Raw genomic sequence first — 14,824 nt, 5'->3', positions numbered from 1 at the left:
GCCGGGGGGGCAGCAGCCACGGTCGGGGCCGGCGGCGGCGCCACGGCGGGCGCTGCCTGCTGCTCGACCGGAGCGGGCGCCGGAGGCGGTGCTGGTGGCGGCAACACGGCCGCCTCAGCCGGCGCGTTGCTGGCGGTTGCAGACGGCGGTGGAGCGGGCGGGGGCGGAACTGGCGGCGGCGCTGCAGCGGCCGGCGCCTGTTCGGTTGCAGGCGGCGCGGCGACAGGGGCGGGAGCTGGCGCCGGAGCGGCCTGAGGTTGCGGATCAACCTTGGCCTGTTGCGGCGCCTGCTGGCCCGGGGTCGTCTCGTTCTTCTTGGCTTTCTTCGCCTTGCCCTGGCCGGTGTTATCGTAGACGCCGGGGATCTGCACCGTGCCGCGGTCCGGATCGATGCGGATGGTGCGCCCGCCATATTCGAAAGTGTACTGCGCCTGCGCAGCGGTGCTCGCCAAAAGGAATGCGGCCGTGGCCAACAGCTTCCTCATTTCGGTCTCCTGAACAGCTGGTCCCCGTACCAACGCTTACGCGCCGGTTCGATCGCAAAAAGTGATCTAGATCACTGTTGTCCGTATGAGTCGTGCTCCAGCGGGTTCGGGTTCAATAACGCCGGACTCCGTCCAGAGTTGGACGGCGGCGCGGCGCACCTCTGGACGGGGTATGGGATGGGCAGGTACAACCGTTGTGGTTGAAGCTTCCGAAAGCACACGCAAATGCTACGGCCGCGTCTTGGCGAACTTGTTCTGATCGTAGTCGCTTGCCTTGCTGCGACGCCGGCGAACACGGCCGGGCTCCGGTTTATCGAAGTGCCGGCGGACGCCGGCGGCCCCGCGCTCGCGGGCATGGTGTGGACACCTTGTGCGGCGCCGCCCTCCGAGGTCGCTCTCGACGGCGGTGTCGTCCTGCCGGGCGTGAAGGACTGTCCGGTAGCGGGCAATCGACTGCCGCTGATTGTCGTGTCGCACGGACGGCGCGGCTCGTTTTTGGGCCACATCGACACGGCGGCCGCGTTGGCCGATGCCGGCTTCGTGGTCGCCGCGATCAATCACCCGGGCGACACTGCCAGCGACAGCAGCCGGACCGATGAGTTCTCCGTCCTGGTCGAGCGTCCCGCCGACATGAAGCGGCTTACGGATTTCATGCTCGGCGCCTGGAAGGAAGCGGCGGTCCTGGACCCCAAGCGGGTTGGTTTGTTCGGGTTCTCGCGCGGCGCCTATACCGGTCTCGTCGTGATCGGCGGCAACCCCGATTTCGGCGCGCTCGCTCCGCTTTGCGACGGAGATGGAGCCACGACGCCAAAATGCCAGGCCATTCGCGATGGCCTTGTGCCAACTGGGGCGGCCGTACACGACTCCCGCATCAGAGCCGCCGTGCTGGCGGATCCGCCGCTTTATGAAGGCCTTTTCAACCAGGAGCGCCTCGCCAATGTGACGATCTCGATTCTCTTGTGGCGTTCGGCGCTCGGCGGCGACGGTGTCGTGCCCGCTTCAGTCGATACGCTGGAACAAATGCTTCCCGTGCGCCCTGACTTCCGGATCGTGCCGAACTCGTCGCACTTTTCCTTTCTTGCGCCATGTCCGCCCAAGCTGGCCGAAGCCGTGCCGATCCTGTGCACTGATCCGCCCGGGTTCGACAGGAAAGCGTTTCACAGCGCCTTCAACGACGCGGCCGTGAGCTTCTTCCGCACGCAACTGAAGTGACGGACAAGATCGGTCGCTAGTCGAACCAGGCGGCGTAGATCTTCCTGTAGCTGCCGTCCTCCATCGAGATGTGCAGCCACTGGTCGACGAAAGCCTTCAGCGCCATGTCGCGCTGGAGCCAGTAGGCCTTCTCCGAGAAGTCGAACGGCTTCTCGGGATGTACCGCGCAGAGCACGCCGGAATGCTGCTTCTGCTGGTAGCGGGTCTCGGAGGCGTCCGTCATCATCAAATCGGCGTTGCCCTTGGCGATCTCGTCGAAGATCACGGTGTTGTCGGCGAAGACGGTGATGTCGGCGTCCTTGACGTTGGCCCGCGCGAACCGCTCATTGGTGCCGCCGGGATTGACGATGACGCGGGTGCCCTTCTTGTCGATGTCGGAGATGGTCTGGTACTTGCCGACGTCGGCGCAGCGTGCGATCGGCGTCTTGCCTTCACGCATGATCGGCATCGAGAAGAAGCCCTTCCTCTGCCGGTCGAGCGTGACCGAGACGCCGCCCATGGCGATGTCGAACTGGTCGGCCTCGAAGTCCTTCATGAGCTTCGGCCAGGCCGTCGGCACGAATTCGACCTTGACGCCGAGCGCCCTGCCGAGCGCCCCCGCCATGTCGACGTCGAAGCCGCTGAACTGCTGTGTCGCCTTGTCCAGGTAGGTGAAAGGCTTGTAGTCGCCGGTCATGCCGACGCGCAAAGTGCCGCGCTTGACGATCTCGTCGAGGCGCGACGGCGCCGGCTGCTGCGCATATGCCGAAAAGTTCGCCAGCAGGACCGCGGCCAAAGCCGCCACGATTCGAACGATCATCTCTTTTCCACCCATGCCCGAGCTGTCATTGTGCAGCTCTTGAAACCTGGATTTAGACCAGATGCCCGTCGCTGGCGAGGCGGAATTGAAGGGAATTTAGGGTGACGATCTCGATGTATGACGCCTCGGTCGGCGTCTTCGTGCCGTATCTGCGCAACCTGTCGGCACTGCTGGACAAGGGCGTCGCCTATGCCGAAAGCCGGAAGTTCAATCCGGCCGTCCTGCTCGGCATGCGCATGGCGCCGAATATGTACGATCTGGCGCAGCAGATAGGGGAGGCGTGCCGCCATGCCACGGTCGCGCCGGCCTTGCTGGCCGACCAGGAGCCGGTGACGCTGCCGGCGCTGGAGCACGACATCGCCGGGCTTCAGGCGCGCATTGCGACGTCAATCGAGTTCATCGAAAGCCTGTCGCGCGCCGAGATCGATAGTGCGGCGGAACGGAATGTCTTCTTCAGGCTGAAAAACGGGGCCGAGCTGCCCTTCACCGGGCGGACGCTGCTGCTTACGTTCAGCGTCCCGCAATTCTTCTTTCACGTCACGACGTCCTACGACTTGCTCCGGCATGCCGGCGTCGAGCTCGTGAAGCGGGATTTTCTGGGCCCCCGCGAGCGCTAGGCTTCGCCCTTGCGCTCGTAATCGGCGAGCGAGCTGCGGCCGGCGATCTCGCTGCGCAGCTCCTCGAAGCGCCGATGTGCCTCATCCTCGTGCGCGTCGACGAAATGCACCGCGGCTTCGCTCGTCATCGGGCCGCTGACCACGGGCGCGGACTGCTCGCCGATGGTCTCGTGGACGTAGAACTGGCCATCATCGCCGCGATGGACCGTCCATTTCAGACGGATCGCCACCATCGGCCCCGGACCGACCTTGCTGTAGCCATCGGCATCGGTGTGCTCCGGCACCAGCGGCTGCTCCTCGACCACGGGATGCTCGTGCTCGTCGACCACCACATGCTCGTCGGCGATCGGATGCTCGTCGGCGACGACCTGCTCACCGTCGACCACCATTTCGGTCTCGGTCTCGCGGACGGGCTCGGGGTGCTCCAAAATGCTGGCGATGGTTGCCAGCGCGTGGTCGGTCGGGTCGATCTCTGACAAGGGTTCATCCTCCAGCTCGACGCGGCCGGCAAGTCTGTCCCACTGCCGCCGCGGCCGGACTTATTACGCGGGTTTGATTAAGGCTGAGTTGGGGCTCGATCTGCACCAAAATGGGACGCATTCTGGCGTTCCGGAGGCGGGCGGATAACCGCCCGCCCGGAGGTCGGCTCAGCCGAGCACGTCCTGGTTGATGATGTTCTGCCGGATGGGATCGCCGTCCAGYACGCTCAGGATATTGCGAGCGGTCTGCTCGCTCATGCGGCTCACCGCCTCGACGGTGACGCCGGCGACATGCGGGGCCATGATGACGTTGGGCAGCGCGAACAGCGCGTTGCTGACCGGCGGCGGCTCTACTTCGAACACGTCGATCCCGGCACCGGCAATCCTGCCGGAGACCAGGGCGTCGTATAGCGCGGCCTCCTTCACGATGCCGCCGCGTGCGGTGTTGATGAGATAGGATTTCGGCTTCATCCGGCCGATCCGCGCCGCATCGAACAGGCCGACGGTTTCCGGGGTCTTCGGGCAGTGAATAGTGACGAAGTCGGCGTTGGGCAGCGCTGCGTCGAGATCGGCGACGGGCTCGCAGCCCGCGGCCTTGATCTCGGCGGCAGGCTTGTAGGGATCGTAGACCTGCACCTTCATTTCCATCGCCAGGCAGCGCTTGGCGGTGCGACTGCCGATGCGGCCGAAGCCGATGATCAGCACGGTCTTGCCGTAGAGGTCGAACGGCAGCATGCCGAGCCGGTTGGCCCATTGGCCATCCTTGACGCAGGCGTGCATCTCATTGGCGCGCTTGGCCAGCGTCAGCATCATGAACAGCGCCTGCTCGGCGACCGAGGGCGAGTTGGCGCTGCCCGCCACCATCAGCGGCACCTTGCGGCGGGAGAGGGCGGGCACGTCGACGGCGTCGTAACCGACGCCGATGCGGGTCACCACCTTCATGTCCTTCGAGGCCTCGAGCTCGGTCTCACCGAAGGCGGTGGCACCCAGCGCCACGCCGTGAACCGGCGCGTGGTTCTTCAGCAAGGCTTCGAAATCCTTGGCCGAGATCAGGTTCGGAAACTCGACGAGTTCGATATCGTCTCGCTGGGTGAGGAGGGCGCGGGCCCCTTGCGACAAAGTTTGTGTAACGAAAATCTTCTTCTTGTTGGTCGCCATCGCTCCCTGCCTGCTTGCATTTCTTGGACCTGCGTCACAGCACGACGCCGGTGTCTTCGTTTAGCAGGTGCATATTGTTGAGGTCCATCGCCAAACGCATGGGTGCCCCGTCCTTGGCGCCGGCGTTGGGATCGACGCGGCCGCAGACCGGCGTGCCGTCGAGCCCGAAATAGACCAGGGTCTCCATCCCCATCGGCTCGGTGACGTCGAGCACGGTGTCGAAGGTCTCGACGCCCGGCCCCAGATGCGCGTGCGACTCGGTGAGGTGCTCGGGCCGGAGGCCGAGCAGCAGCTTGTCGGTGCGCGGCAGCGCGTTGTAGCGCGCGGCGCGAGCCTGTGGCAGCGCAAAGGCGATGCGGTCGGTCAGACGGATCTGGAGCGCGCCACCGACATCCTCCAGCCGGCACGGGATGAAATTCATCGCGGGCGAGCCGATGAAGCCGGCGACGAAGCGCGTCGCCGGCTTGTGGTAGAGCTCGTTGGGCGTGCCGATCTGCTCGATGCGGCCCTTGTTCATCACAACGACGCGGTCAGCCAACGTCATCGCCTCGACCTGGTCGTGGGTGACGTAGACCGTGGTGGTGCGCACCTTCTGGTGCACCTTCTTGATCTCGATCCGCATCTGCACGCGCAGCTTGGCGTCGAGATTGGACAGCGGCTCGTCGAACAGGAACACTTTCGGATTGCGTACGATGGCGCGGCCCATCGCGACACGCTGGCGCTGGCCGCCGGAGAGCTGCTTCGGCTTGCGGTCGATCAGGTCGGTGATGTCGAGGAGGCGGGCGGCTTCCGTCACCCGCGCCTTGATCTCGGCCTTGGGAAAGTGCTTCAGGCGCAGCCCGAACGACATGTTCTCCGCGACCGTCATGTGCGGGTAGAGCGCGTAGTTCTGGAACACCATGGCGATATCGCGATCCTTCGGCGGTACGTCATTGACGACGTCGCCGCCGATCATGATGTCGCCGTCGCTGATGTCCTCGAGGCCCGCGATCATGCGCAGCGTCGTCGACTTGCCGCAGCCCGAAGGCCCAACCAGCACGATGAACTCATGGTCGGCGATGTCCAAGTCGATGCCGCGCACGGCTTCGACATCATCGTAACGCTTGACCACCTTCCGCAATGCAACGTCAGCCATGAGACATCAACCCTTTGTCGCGCCGGCGGTCAGGCCGGCGATGTAGTAGTCCATCAGGAAGGCGTAGATGACCAGCGGCGGAGCTGCGCCGAGCAGCGCGCCGGTCATGATCTGGCCCCAGTTGAAGACGTCGCCCTTGATCAGGGTGGTGGTGATGCCGACCGGGAGCACGAGCTGGTCGATGGACGTCGTGAACACCAGGGGATAGAGGAACTGCGCCCAGGACACCGTGAAGGCGAAGATGGTCGCGGCAATCAGGCCCGGCAGCGCGACCGGAATAAAGATCCGCGTCAGGGTCTGAAGCCACGAGGCGCCGTCGATGATCGCGGCCTCGTCGAGCTCCTTCGGGATCGAGGCGAAATAGCCGATCATGATCCAGGTACAGAACGGCACCGTCAGCGTCGGATAGACGAATAGCAGAACGTACCATCGGTTCAGGAGCGTGATGCCGGTGATGTCCTGAACCAGCGCCAGCATCTTGAACAGCGGGATGAAGAGGAGGCTGTCCGGAACCAGGTAGGTCAGGAACACGCCGGTGGCGAGCGTCGTCGAGCCCCAGAACTTCATCCGCGCGAGCGCGAAGGCGGCAGGGATGCTGATCAGCATCGTGACGAGCACAACCACCAGCGACACGATGGTCGAATTCCAGAAGAACCGGAGGAATTGGTTCGACGTCAGTAGTTCGACATAGTTCGCCAGCGTCGGGTGGAACACCCACCACGGATTGGTCGCAGCCGAGATCTCCGCGCTGCTCTTGAGCGAGGTTATCACCATGTAGAGCGGCGGCGTCAGAAAGAAGATCGCAAACAGCACCAGGAAGAAATAGGACCAGCGCAGCGCCCAGGTACGGTCGCGGCTCATGCTGCCATATTTAACCTTGCGCCGGGGGCCGGCCTTGTCGATCGCTATTGTGCTCATCAGGATTCGTTCCCGCGTTTATTGACGTCGCGCAGGATGAAGATCGCTGCGACGGCGAGGATCGGGACCATAAACAGCGAGACGCTGGCGCCGAGCGGAATGTCGTTGCTCTCGATGCCGACCCGGAACGCATAGGTGGCAAAGATCTGGGTCTGGTCGAGAGGCCCGCCTGAGGTCAGGATGCGGACGATGTCGAAATTAGCGAAGGTGACGATCAGCGAGAACAGCGTCGTGATCGCGATGATGTTGCGCATCATCGGCAGTGTCACGTACCACATCTTCTGCCACCAATTGGCGCCGTCGATTGCGGCGGCCTCGTAGAGCTGGTCCGGCACCGATTTCAGCGCCGCCAGGTACATGATCAGGAAGAACGGCGCGCCGTACCAGACGTTGACGAGGATGACGGAAAAGCGCGCCCAGGCGGCATTGCCGAGCCAGTTGATGGGACCGATGCCGAAGAAGGAGAGCGTGTAGTTGAAGGCGCTGTAGGAGGGGTCGAACAGCCACAGCCAGGCGAGCGTGCTCATCGCCGGCGGGATCACCCAGGGCACCAGCAGCATGCCGCGCCATTTGCGCTGGCCCTTGGCCGGTATGTTGTGCACGAAATGCGCGACGATGAAGCCGATCAGCGCCTTGAAGAACACGGCGGTGATCGCGAAGATGCAGGACTGCTCCACCACCATCCAGAACGTCTCGCGCTTGAACAGGAAGGTGAAGTTGCCGAAGCCGACGAATTTTTGCATCGACTTGTTCAGCGTCGCGAGGTGGATCGAGAACAGGGCAGGGTAAAGCACGAACAGCGCGATCAGCAGGATCAGCGGCAGCGTCAGGAAGAACGCCACGGTCGATTTCCGCTTCAACGCATTGTGCAGGCCCGTCCGTTTGCGCGCGCTCGCCGTGCGGGCGACGCGACCGTCCTCAACGACGACATCGGCCATGTCAGTGTCCTTGGGTCAAGCTTCCTTGCGGAATGTCCAACGGCGGAGCCGGCACCCGCGTGTCGGCTCGATCTGCTCATTCCATCGAACGGTGGGGTGCCCTGGCGGCTCACGCGGGGATGCGTGAACCGCCGTGGCACACCCCGGCTTAGGTTCGCATGAAGCCTTCACACTCGCCTTCGCCCCAGGCGAGTGCGGTCTCCAACTTTTCGCCCTGCGCAAAGCGCAGCGCCATCTTGGTCAGCGTGGCCTGCGCGTAGATCTGCTGGGCGATCTTCGGCGGCGCCGGAGAGGCCGCAATCGACAGTGTCTGATGATTGTAGGGATTTGGATAGTGATAGAGCGTGCCCTTCGGCGGGCCTACCTCGGCCCAGGTCTTCAGCGTCGTCATCTTCGCATAGGCCGGCAAATCGTATCCGCCGCTCGCCGCGACGAACTTTTCGATCGATGATGGCTGTGACAGAAAAGCCAGAAGGCTCTTGGCCGATGCCTTGTTCTTGGAGAAATTCCAGAGACCCCAGAAATAGGGCAGGAACGGCGCATACCGGCCTTTAGGACCGGAGGGGAAGCCGTGCGTCCAGCATTGCTCGGCGACCTGCGGCGCGTCGCGCCTGGCGACCGCCCAGGCGCTCGGCGGATTCATGATGAGGGCGCCGCGGCCGGAGATCAGCCATTTGTTGTTCGAGGCGTCGTCCCAGGACGGAGCGTCCGGCGGCAGGAAGGCGATCAGCTTCTTGTAGTATTCGAGCGCCTGGCGAACCTCATCGGTCTTCACCGTGACATCGCCCTTGGCGTTGACGAGTTCGGCGCCGAACGACTGGAAGATGGCGCCCGCGGTATCGACGCTGTCGGTGGTCTCGCCGAGACCGATTCCGAATGGGAAACCTGCCTTCTGGCACGCTTCCGCCGCCTTCAGGAATGTATCCATATTCCAGCTATCGGCCTTGGGCGGCGCGCCGACGGGGTACAGTTCCTGGACGTCGATCCCCGCATGCTTCTTCATGAGGTCGATGCGCGAGCAGGGCCCCTTGATCTGGCTCCCCGGGGTTGCCGGGACCGCAAGCCATTTGCCGTTGGCCTTGCCGAGATATTTGACCGTGTCGTTGACCTCGCCGTTCTGCTTGATCGCCTCCTCGACCACGTCGTTCACCGGTTCAAACTGCTCGGCATACGCATGCGGCCACCAGGTATACATCTGAAGAATGTCGTGACCGGATTTGGCCTGCGCTTCGGCCGCGACCGTCAACTCGATCTTCTTGTTGTTGCTGGTGATGTAATCGATGGAGACTTCGACCTTCTCCTTTTCAGCCCATTCCTTGACCATGGCGGTGGAGGCGTCGTTGGCACCGGGCACCCAGTGGTCCCAGAAGCCGATCGAGAGTTTGCCGGCGGCGTAAGCGCCGCGGACATAGGGCGCTGTGATCAGCGCGGCGGAGGACATTGCAGTGGCGGCTACAAATTGACGTCGCGTCAGTGTCTTGCGTGACATCTCGTTTCCTCACCTGGATGTTTTATTGTTTTCGCGTTTCCTCTGGCATTCCGAGTTTTGTTTTTGATTTTTGTTCGCGTTTCTTGGTGCTACCGCCTCGCCGTGAAATCGCGCGAAGCGCAGCAAATTGGTAGCGCGATCAGATCATGATTGATCCCGTCTGTCGAGGAAGCCGAACGGCTCGCCGTCTAGAACTAACGTTGCGTCCGGGAACGCGGCAGCGCCGTCTCGCGACGCGCGCCGGAGGTGAACCTCGGAGGCGCATTTTGCGACGCACACTTCGGGTCAAGGACCGCAGGACATCTCGTGCGCAATTACGCCGCAGTTTCGAATAAGCCTTCATAACCGCTTCGCGCCAAACAGTTTTCGGGCGTGGACAGCAATTGGCTGCGGCTGGACCGCGAAGCGGCGAAAACGATAGAGTTGCAACCGGCGGGTGGCCCCCACCCGGACAGGACAATCGGATCGACGATGGAGACCAGAATGATCAACCCGGCGCCGCCTGCGCGGCTTCACCTGCGGCGATGGTTCGCGCTGGGCTCCGTGCTCGCGGTGCTGCTGGGCGCCGCCGCCGTTGCGCAGGCGCAAGGCCTGGTCAAGGGCGTTCAGGATGGAGCCGCGGCCGGCAACAAGGCGGCCGGACCCGTTGGCGGCGTGCTGGGCGGTGCGATCGGCGGCGTGGTCGGTGTCTTCACCGGCGTGCTCGGCGTCAACAACCAGCCGGCTCCGGCTGCCAAGGACGCGAGCAAGGATGCCAGCAAGGACGCGAGCAAGGATTCCAAGCAGCCGGGCGCCGGCAAGGACAAGGGCGCCAAGGAGACCGCCAAGGCGGGCAAGGGCGCCAAGGCGAGCAAGGAAGCCAGGAATGCGCCGCAGGACAACAAGGACAACAAGGACAATAAGGACGTCACCGTCCTCACCCAGCCCGGCGCGCCGCAACAGTCCGCCGAGCAGATCGTCGCCAACAGCGATTCCTATATCGAGCGGATCAAGACCGAGTTGAACCTGACGCCCGATCAGGAGAAGCACTGGTTCGGCTTCTCGAGCGCAATGCACTATCTGGGGCATAATGGCGCGGAGCGGCTCAACCTGCGGATCGCCCGCGCCAAGCGGGATCCGCCTGACGACATCATCGAGCAGATGCGCAACGAATCGCAATTCCTGATCGACCGCGCCGCCGACCAGCGCAACGTCGCCGATGCCGCCGAGCCGCTCTATTCGAGCCTCGACGACAAGCAGAAGCAGGTCTTCATCCAGGAGATGGTGCGCCTCAGCCACGAGCGCGGGCTGGATTAATCAAGTTGAATCCGATCGCGGGCGTCTGAATTAATGGCGCCCGCCACGAATTCGTGAATCCTCTCCGCATTTCGGGTATGGTTAGCTTCGTAAGCTGACTGCGGGGTTGATATGGCGGACGGACTCTCCGTTTTCCTGGTCGAAGACGAGGCGTTGATCCGGATGATGATCGCCGACATGGTGGAGGAACTCGGCCACCATGTCGTCGCAGAGGCGGACAATGTCCGGGACGCGAGCGCCTTTGCGATGACTGCGCAATACGATTTCGCCATCCTCGACATCAACCTGAAGGGCCTCTACGTCGATCCGGTCGCCGACCTGATCGAGCGCCGCGGCAAGCCGTTTCTGTTCGCCACCGGCTACGGGCCGGAACTGCTGCCGTCCTTGCTCCGGCGACGGCCGATCCTGCGCAAGCCGATTTCTCTCGACCAGCTCAAGGTGATGATCGATTCGCTGTTTCCGGGCGCGGTCGCGAAAACTCCTCACTGAGAAGGCTCCTCACCGAGAAGGCGCCGTACCGAGATCGCCAACGAAAATGGCCGCCCGTGAGGGGCGGCCATTTGGCGAAAGAATGTCTCGTCGTCTCAGATCAGGCCGGCGCTGAGGTCGATGCCGCGCGCCATCACGCCGAACGAGGCGACCAGGCCCATGCAGCAGAACAGCAAGATGATCTTGAACGAAGAATCGGCAAAACGGGTTTCGACGGCGGCCGGGATCGCGGCAAGCGAAATCATGCTCATGTTCATTCCCCCCTTTGTTGACCCCTGAATTGCATCAGGTAGGGGAAGCTCTTAGAGCAAAAAGTTTGACGCGAGCTTGCGAGGGATCCTTAACGGAATCGCCATCGCTCGCGTGTTTGCGCGAGTAGCAAGCGGTCCCGCAAGTCTCAGTTGCGGCCGTTCTTCAGCACGGTGGCGATGGTATGGGCCGTCATGGCGGCGCGATCAGAGGCGCGCTGCGCGGCCAGCCGGTCGCGCGCCTTTTCCTCGATCAGGAGCTCGATCAGGGCCAGCCGCTTGTCATCGTCGTCCGCCTCGGTCAGCAGGCGGTGATAGCGGTGATAGTCGAAACCGAAGTCCTGCTTACGCATGTCACGCCCCCGCAACTACGGGAATTGTTTCCCATCGGACACAGTCGGGCAAGCACGATCCTGCGTGGAACCGCGCCTTGGCTGCAATCAGCTGTGTATAGTTAACGGACTGGACGGCGTCGGAGCCGATCGCGGCTCATCAATCCGGATTGTGGTCGGCGAACATCTTCAGGCCGACGAAGCTCGCGTCGGGTTTCGTCACCAGCCTGGTCGGGATATTGCGCAAATAGTCCTGGAAGCGTCCCTTGGCTTCGAAGCGCGCCCGGAACGCGGAAGCAGCAAGGAACTCCGGAAAGCGCGGCACGATCCCGCCGGCGATGTAGACGCCGCCGCGGGCGCCGAAGGTCACCGCGAGATTGCCCGTGACTGAGCCGAGGATGGCGCAAAACATCTCCAGCGTCGCGCGGCTCAGTTCGCAACTGCCCTCCAGGGCGGCCTTGGTGATGGCGGCGGCGTCGCGGTGCGGCACCTGGGCGCCGTCGACCTCCGCCAGCGCCTCGTAGAGGTTTTGCAGGCCGGAGCCCGAAAGCGCGCCGCGCTCGATGGAGACATGACCGAGACGTCGGCGCATGGCCGCGATCACGCGCTCCTCGCGCTCGGTCTCCGTCGGCAAAGTGGCGTGGCCTGCCTCGGTGACGACCGCCAGCCGGGCGCCGTGGCGTTCGACCAGACAAGAGACGCCAAAGCCGGTTCCAGGCCCAACCACCAGCAGCGGCTCTCCCGGGAGGCCGCCCTGGCCGCCGAGCGGGATCAAATCGGCAGGCTTCAGGGCGGGCAGGGACCAGGCTACGACCTCGAAATCATTGAGCACATGCACGCTCTCGAAGCCGAGGGCCGGCTGGAGCTCGTTGCCGTCGATGACCCACGGACTGTTGGTCATGACGCAGCGGTTATTGGTCACGGGACCCGCGACGGCCAGCACGGCTCGTTTGGGCTGCTTGCCGCCGGACCGGCGCGCAAGGACGTCGGCGATGGCTTCCCGGACGGTCGGGAAGTCAGCGACCTTCACATAGTCGATGGGCCCGGCCTGGTCGCCGCTGTCCGATGCGCTTTCGCTCAGCGCAAAGCGCGCATTGGTGCCGCCGATATCGGCGAGAAGAATCTGTCCTGTCTTGCCGATACTCATGACCTTGTGGCTGCCGCGCCCTGYAGGCTCGCGGGAACCGTTCCCTCCGCTCCATCCGATCCGCAGTTTGCGAACGTCTCTAGAATCCGTCCTCGGGTGAGTCTAGTCAACTCGGACAACGCCAAACCGTTGCATCCCAGGTGCGACGGGCGCGATATCGCCGCATGTGTCGATGGTTGCGAAGCCGCGCGGGAAGATCGACATTGGACGGATCGTTCGGCGCCCGTCGCGCCGGACGGCTGGAACGGGACCTTGCGATGCAGATTTCCGACCGCGACGTGCTGCTGGTGATCGACGTGCAGAACGACTTTTGCACCGGCGGAGCGCTCGCCGTTCCCGGCGGCGAGAAGGTTGTCCCGGCGATCAACCGAATTGCCGCAAAATTCACCAATGTGGTGCTGACCCAGGACTGGCATCCGGGCGATCACGTCTCGTTCGCACCGAACCATGCGGGCAAGCAGCCGTTCCAGACCATCGAGCTCGACTACGGCACCCAGGTGCTGTGGCCGACGCACTGCGTGCAAGGCACGGCGGGCGCTGAATTCCATGGGGAGCTTGAAATTACCGGGGCAAACCTCGTCGTGCGCAAGGGTTTTCGTCGCGGCATCGATTCCTATTCGGCGCTGTTCGAGAACGACCACCGGACGCCGACGGGCCTGCTCGGCTATTTGCGCGAGCGCGAGCTGAAGACCGTCTTCGTCGCCGGTCTCGCGCTGGATTTCTGTGTTCGATTCTCGGCGGAAGATGCCCGCAAGGCGGGGTTCGAGGTCGCCGTCATCGAGGACGCATGCCGCGGCATCGATCTCGACGGCTCTGTGGCCGCGACCCATCGGAGTTTTCGCGAGCGCGGTATTTCGATCGTCAGCCTGGAGGCCTTGCTGTGAGGACCCTGAGATAGTCATGGTGGAGAAGAGCGGCAAACCGCTGGGTGGGTCGGACCGTCCTCCGGATGATCCGCTGTTATGGCCGTTTGCGGCAGCGCGGCTCGCGATGGACGCCTGCTTCTGGTGGCTGGAACGCGGTCCGCCGGAACAGGACGAGAGCAATCTGCCGTGGACGACGCCCAACACAGTCGCCCTGGAGCTTGCGACCATGCGCCTGCGCGATTGCACGCGGACGCAATCCGGCCAGCCGGCACTGGTCTGCGCGCCCTATGCGCTGCATCGGGCCCTGATCGCCGACTTCGCGCCCGGCCACAGCGTGGTGCAGTCCCTGCAAAATGGCGGCATCGATCGGGTGTACCTCACCGACTGGCGCTCGGCCTCGCCGGAGATGCGCTATCTCTCGATCGACGCCTATCTCGGCGATCTCAACGTCGCCGTCGACGAAATCGGCGCGCCGGTCGATCTCGTCGGCCTGTGCCAGGGTGGCTGGCTGTCGCTGCTCTATGCGGCGCGCTTTCCCGCCAAGGTGCGGCGGCTGGTGCTGGTGGGGGCGCCCGTCGATCTCTCGATCGATTCCGCGCTGTCCCGGCTAGCTCGCAATGCGCCTGAGGCGCTCTACGACCAGCTCGTGGCGCGCGGCGGCGGCAATGTCAGCGGCGACGAGATGCTGCGCTTCTGGACGAAGGCGCCGAGCCGCGACGACATTGCGGCGGCATTGCAGAGGGATCTCTCGGACGAGGAGGGCGCGGCACTGCTCGCGCGTTTCGATCGCTGGAATACCGAGACGCTCAACCTGCCCGGCACCTATTATCTGGAGATCGTCAACCGAATCTTCCGGGAGAATCGGATTGCCGGCGGCAACTTCACGGCGCTCGGCCGCGAGGTTGATCTGAGGGACGTCAAGGCGCCGGTCTTCCTGCTGGCCGGACTCGATGACGACGTCGTGCCGGCCAGACAGGCGCTTGCGACCGCCGGTCTGCTCGGAACACCGCCGGCCTTCATTGCCGCGGCCTCCGAGCCCAGCAATCATCTCGGCCTGTTCATGGGGGCGCGCACCCACGCCCATGCCTGGCCCCGGATCGCCGAGTGGCTGCGCAACGACCTCTCCGGAGTGCTGGCCCGCAGCGCCTGACCTTGTCAGTACCTTGGCCCGGCCGGGCCGGCGAACACGCAAATCCGTTATGCATGACGGCGGATG

The 14,824-nt window shown here is 63.9% G+C and carries 16 protein-coding genes and 1 pseudogene; 6 read left to right on the top strand and 11 right to left on the bottom strand.

Going from position 1 to position 14,824, the window contains the following annotated elements; all coding sequences use genetic code 11:
- Nucleotides 1-485, bottom strand: a pseudogene (locus tag AB4Z51_RS26365) (DUF2147 domain-containing protein); the annotation flags it as partial.
- 318 nt (nucleotides 486-803) lie between these two features.
- On the opposite strand from AB4Z51_RS26365, the gene AB4Z51_RS26360 reads away from it, so the two are divergent.
- Nucleotides 804-1,697, top strand: coding sequence for an alpha/beta hydrolase family protein (locus tag AB4Z51_RS26360; protein ID WP_441498285.1), 894 nt, complete (start codon nucleotides 804-806; stop codon nucleotides 1,695-1,697).
- A gap of 16 nt (nucleotides 1,698-1,713) precedes the next feature.
- Here the strand turns inward: AB4Z51_RS26360 and AB4Z51_RS26355 are convergent, their stop codons facing one another.
- On the bottom strand, nucleotides 1,714-2,496 hold the full coding sequence (locus AB4Z51_RS26355; protein WP_135213658.1) for a transporter substrate-binding domain-containing protein: 783 nt from the start codon (nucleotides 2,494-2,496) through the stop codon (nucleotides 1,714-1,716).
- Nucleotides 2,497-2,609: 113 nt separating this feature from the next.
- On the opposite strand from AB4Z51_RS26355, the gene AB4Z51_RS26350 reads away from it, so the two are divergent.
- Entirely contained in the window at nucleotides 2,610-3,113 is a 504-nt protein-coding gene (locus AB4Z51_RS26350; protein ID WP_441498287.1) for a DUF1993 domain-containing protein, read from the top strand.
- On the opposite strand, the gene AB4Z51_RS26345 is transcribed toward AB4Z51_RS26350, so the two are convergent.
- The 6 genes from AB4Z51_RS26345 to AB4Z51_RS26320 form a co-directional block, all read right to left on the bottom strand.
- Complete coding sequence (locus tag AB4Z51_RS26345; protein WP_166096603.1) at nucleotides 3,110-3,592, bottom strand: hypothetical protein; 483 nt, start codon at nucleotides 3,590-3,592, stop codon at nucleotides 3,110-3,112. The two genes, AB4Z51_RS26350 and AB4Z51_RS26345, sit on opposite strands and share 4 nt — an antisense overlap.
- A gap of 168 nt (nucleotides 3,593-3,760) precedes the next feature.
- Nucleotides 3,761-4,750, bottom strand: coding sequence for a hydroxyacid dehydrogenase (locus tag AB4Z51_RS26340; RefSeq protein WP_439036664.1), 990 nt, complete (start codon nucleotides 4,748-4,750; stop codon nucleotides 3,761-3,763).
- A gap of 34 nt (nucleotides 4,751-4,784) precedes the next feature.
- The gene (locus AB4Z51_RS26335) at nucleotides 4,785-5,885 is read right to left on the bottom strand and encodes an ABC transporter ATP-binding protein (RefSeq protein WP_071913821.1); all 1,101 of its coding nucleotides are present in this window, start codon (nucleotides 5,883-5,885) and stop codon (nucleotides 4,785-4,787) included.
- 6 nt (nucleotides 5,886-5,891) lie between these two features.
- A complete protein-coding gene (locus AB4Z51_RS26330) occupies nucleotides 5,892-6,803 on the bottom strand; it encodes a carbohydrate ABC transporter permease (protein ID WP_063983243.1) in 912 nt (303 codons plus the stop codon).
- Nucleotides 6,803-7,741 carry a carbohydrate ABC transporter permease gene (locus tag AB4Z51_RS26325; RefSeq protein WP_085399008.1) on the bottom strand — a complete coding sequence of 313 codons (939 nt, stop codon included), beginning with the start codon at nucleotides 7,739-7,741 and terminating at the stop codon, nucleotides 6,803-6,805. The genes AB4Z51_RS26330 and AB4Z51_RS26325 overlap by 1 nt, the downstream gene beginning before the upstream one ends.
- A 148-nt stretch (nucleotides 7,742-7,889) precedes the next feature.
- Nucleotides 7,890-9,230, bottom strand: coding sequence for an ABC transporter substrate-binding protein (locus AB4Z51_RS26320; protein ID WP_063983245.1), 1,341 nt, complete (start codon nucleotides 9,228-9,230; stop codon nucleotides 7,890-7,892).
- A 483-nt stretch (nucleotides 9,231-9,713) separates the two neighbouring features.
- Here AB4Z51_RS26320 and AB4Z51_RS26315 point away from each other — a divergent pair, with 483 nt between their 5' ends.
- The gene (locus tag AB4Z51_RS26315) at nucleotides 9,714-10,526 is read left to right on the top strand and encodes a Spy/CpxP family protein refolding chaperone (RefSeq protein ID WP_441498284.1); all 813 of its coding nucleotides are present in this window, start codon (nucleotides 9,714-9,716) and stop codon (nucleotides 10,524-10,526) included.
- A gap of 111 nt (nucleotides 10,527-10,637) precedes the next feature.
- On the top strand, nucleotides 10,638-11,015 hold the full coding sequence (locus AB4Z51_RS26310) for a response regulator (protein ID WP_028158777.1): 378 nt from the start codon (nucleotides 10,638-10,640) through the stop codon (nucleotides 11,013-11,015).
- 95 nt (nucleotides 11,016-11,110) lie between these two features.
- Here the strand turns inward: AB4Z51_RS26310 and AB4Z51_RS26305 are convergent, their stop codons facing one another.
- The 3 genes from AB4Z51_RS26305 to glk form a co-directional block, all read right to left on the bottom strand.
- The gene (locus AB4Z51_RS26305) at nucleotides 11,111-11,266 is read right to left on the bottom strand and encodes a hypothetical protein (protein WP_259257549.1); all 156 of its coding nucleotides are present in this window, start codon (nucleotides 11,264-11,266) and stop codon (nucleotides 11,111-11,113) included.
- A gap of 146 nt (nucleotides 11,267-11,412) precedes the next feature.
- Nucleotides 11,413-11,616, bottom strand: coding sequence for a hypothetical protein (locus AB4Z51_RS26300; protein ID WP_014495215.1), 204 nt, complete (start codon nucleotides 11,614-11,616; stop codon nucleotides 11,413-11,415).
- A gap of 139 nt (nucleotides 11,617-11,755) precedes the next feature.
- The gene (glk, locus tag AB4Z51_RS26295; RefSeq protein ID WP_439036663.1) at nucleotides 11,756-12,742 is read right to left on the bottom strand and encodes a glucokinase; all 987 of its coding nucleotides are present in this window, start codon (nucleotides 12,740-12,742) and stop codon (nucleotides 11,756-11,758) included.
- Between the two features lie 257 nt (nucleotides 12,743-12,999).
- Between glk and pncA the strand changes: the two genes are divergently transcribed.
- Together pncA and AB4Z51_RS26285 are read left to right on the top strand one after the other, a co-directional pair.
- Nucleotides 13,000-13,626, top strand: a complete 627-nt coding sequence (gene pncA / locus AB4Z51_RS26290) for a bifunctional nicotinamidase/pyrazinamidase (RefSeq protein ID WP_439036662.1) — start codon at nucleotides 13,000-13,002, stop codon at nucleotides 13,624-13,626.
- A 16-nt stretch (nucleotides 13,627-13,642) separates the two neighbouring features.
- Nucleotides 13,643-14,758: an alpha/beta fold hydrolase gene (locus AB4Z51_RS26285; protein ID WP_439036661.1), complete on the top strand. Its 1,116-nt coding sequence runs from the start codon at nucleotides 13,643-13,645 to the stop codon at nucleotides 14,756-14,758.
- The last annotated feature ends 66 nt before the right edge of the window (nucleotides 14,759-14,824 follow it).

Source organism: Bradyrhizobium sp. 2TAF36 (assembly GCF_052114925.1).
Classification (GTDB): domain Bacteria; phylum Pseudomonadota; class Alphaproteobacteria; order Rhizobiales; family Xanthobacteraceae; genus Bradyrhizobium; species Bradyrhizobium barranii.
This window is presented reverse-complemented; position numbering and strand designations above follow the sequence as displayed.

What these genes read in the sequence shown, in the direction of transcription:
- AB4Z51_RS26285 (WP_439036661.1), top strand. Translation starts at nt 13,643, where the DNA reads ATGGTGGAGAAGAGCGGCAAACCGCTGGGTGGGTCGGACCGTCCTCCG.
- AB4Z51_RS26320 (WP_063983245.1), bottom strand. Translation starts at nt 9,230, where the DNA reads ATGTCACGCAAGACACTGACGCGACGTCAATTTGTAGCCGCCACTGCA.
- glk (WP_439036663.1), bottom strand. Translation starts at nt 12,742, where the DNA reads ATGAGTATCGGCAAGACAGGACAGATTCTTCTCGCCGATATCGGCGGC.
- AB4Z51_RS26350 (WP_441498287.1), top strand. Translation starts at nt 2,610, where the DNA reads ATGTATGACGCCTCGGTCGGCGTCTTCGTGCCGTATCTGCGCAACCTG.
- AB4Z51_RS26335 (WP_071913821.1), bottom strand. Translation starts at nt 5,885, where the DNA reads ATGGCTGACGTTGCATTGCGGAAGGTGGTCAAGCGTTACGATGATGTC.
- AB4Z51_RS26300 (WP_014495215.1), bottom strand. Translation starts at nt 11,616, where the DNA reads ATGCGTAAGCAGGACTTCGGTTTCGACTATCACCGCTATCACCGCCTG.
- AB4Z51_RS26305 (WP_259257549.1), bottom strand. Translation starts at nt 11,266, where the DNA reads ATGAGCATGATTTCGCTTGCCGCGATCCCGGCCGCCGTCGAAACCCGT.
- AB4Z51_RS26330 (WP_063983243.1), bottom strand. Translation starts at nt 6,803, where the DNA reads ATGAGCACAATAGCGATCGACAAGGCCGGCCCCCGGCGCAAGGTTAAA.
- AB4Z51_RS26315 (WP_441498284.1), top strand. Translation starts at nt 9,714, where the DNA reads ATGATCAACCCGGCGCCGCCTGCGCGGCTTCACCTGCGGCGATGGTTC.
- pncA (WP_439036662.1), top strand. Translation starts at nt 13,000, where the DNA reads ATGCAGATTTCCGACCGCGACGTGCTGCTGGTGATCGACGTGCAGAAC.
- AB4Z51_RS26355 (WP_135213658.1), bottom strand. Translation starts at nt 2,496, where the DNA reads ATGATCGTTCGAATCGTGGCGGCTTTGGCCGCGGTCCTGCTGGCGAAC.
- AB4Z51_RS26310 (WP_028158777.1), top strand. Translation starts at nt 10,638, where the DNA reads ATGGCGGACGGACTCTCCGTTTTCCTGGTCGAAGACGAGGCGTTGATC.
- AB4Z51_RS26325 (WP_085399008.1), bottom strand. Translation starts at nt 7,741, where the DNA reads ATGGCCGATGTCGTCGTTGAGGACGGTCGCGTCGCCCGCACGGCGAGC.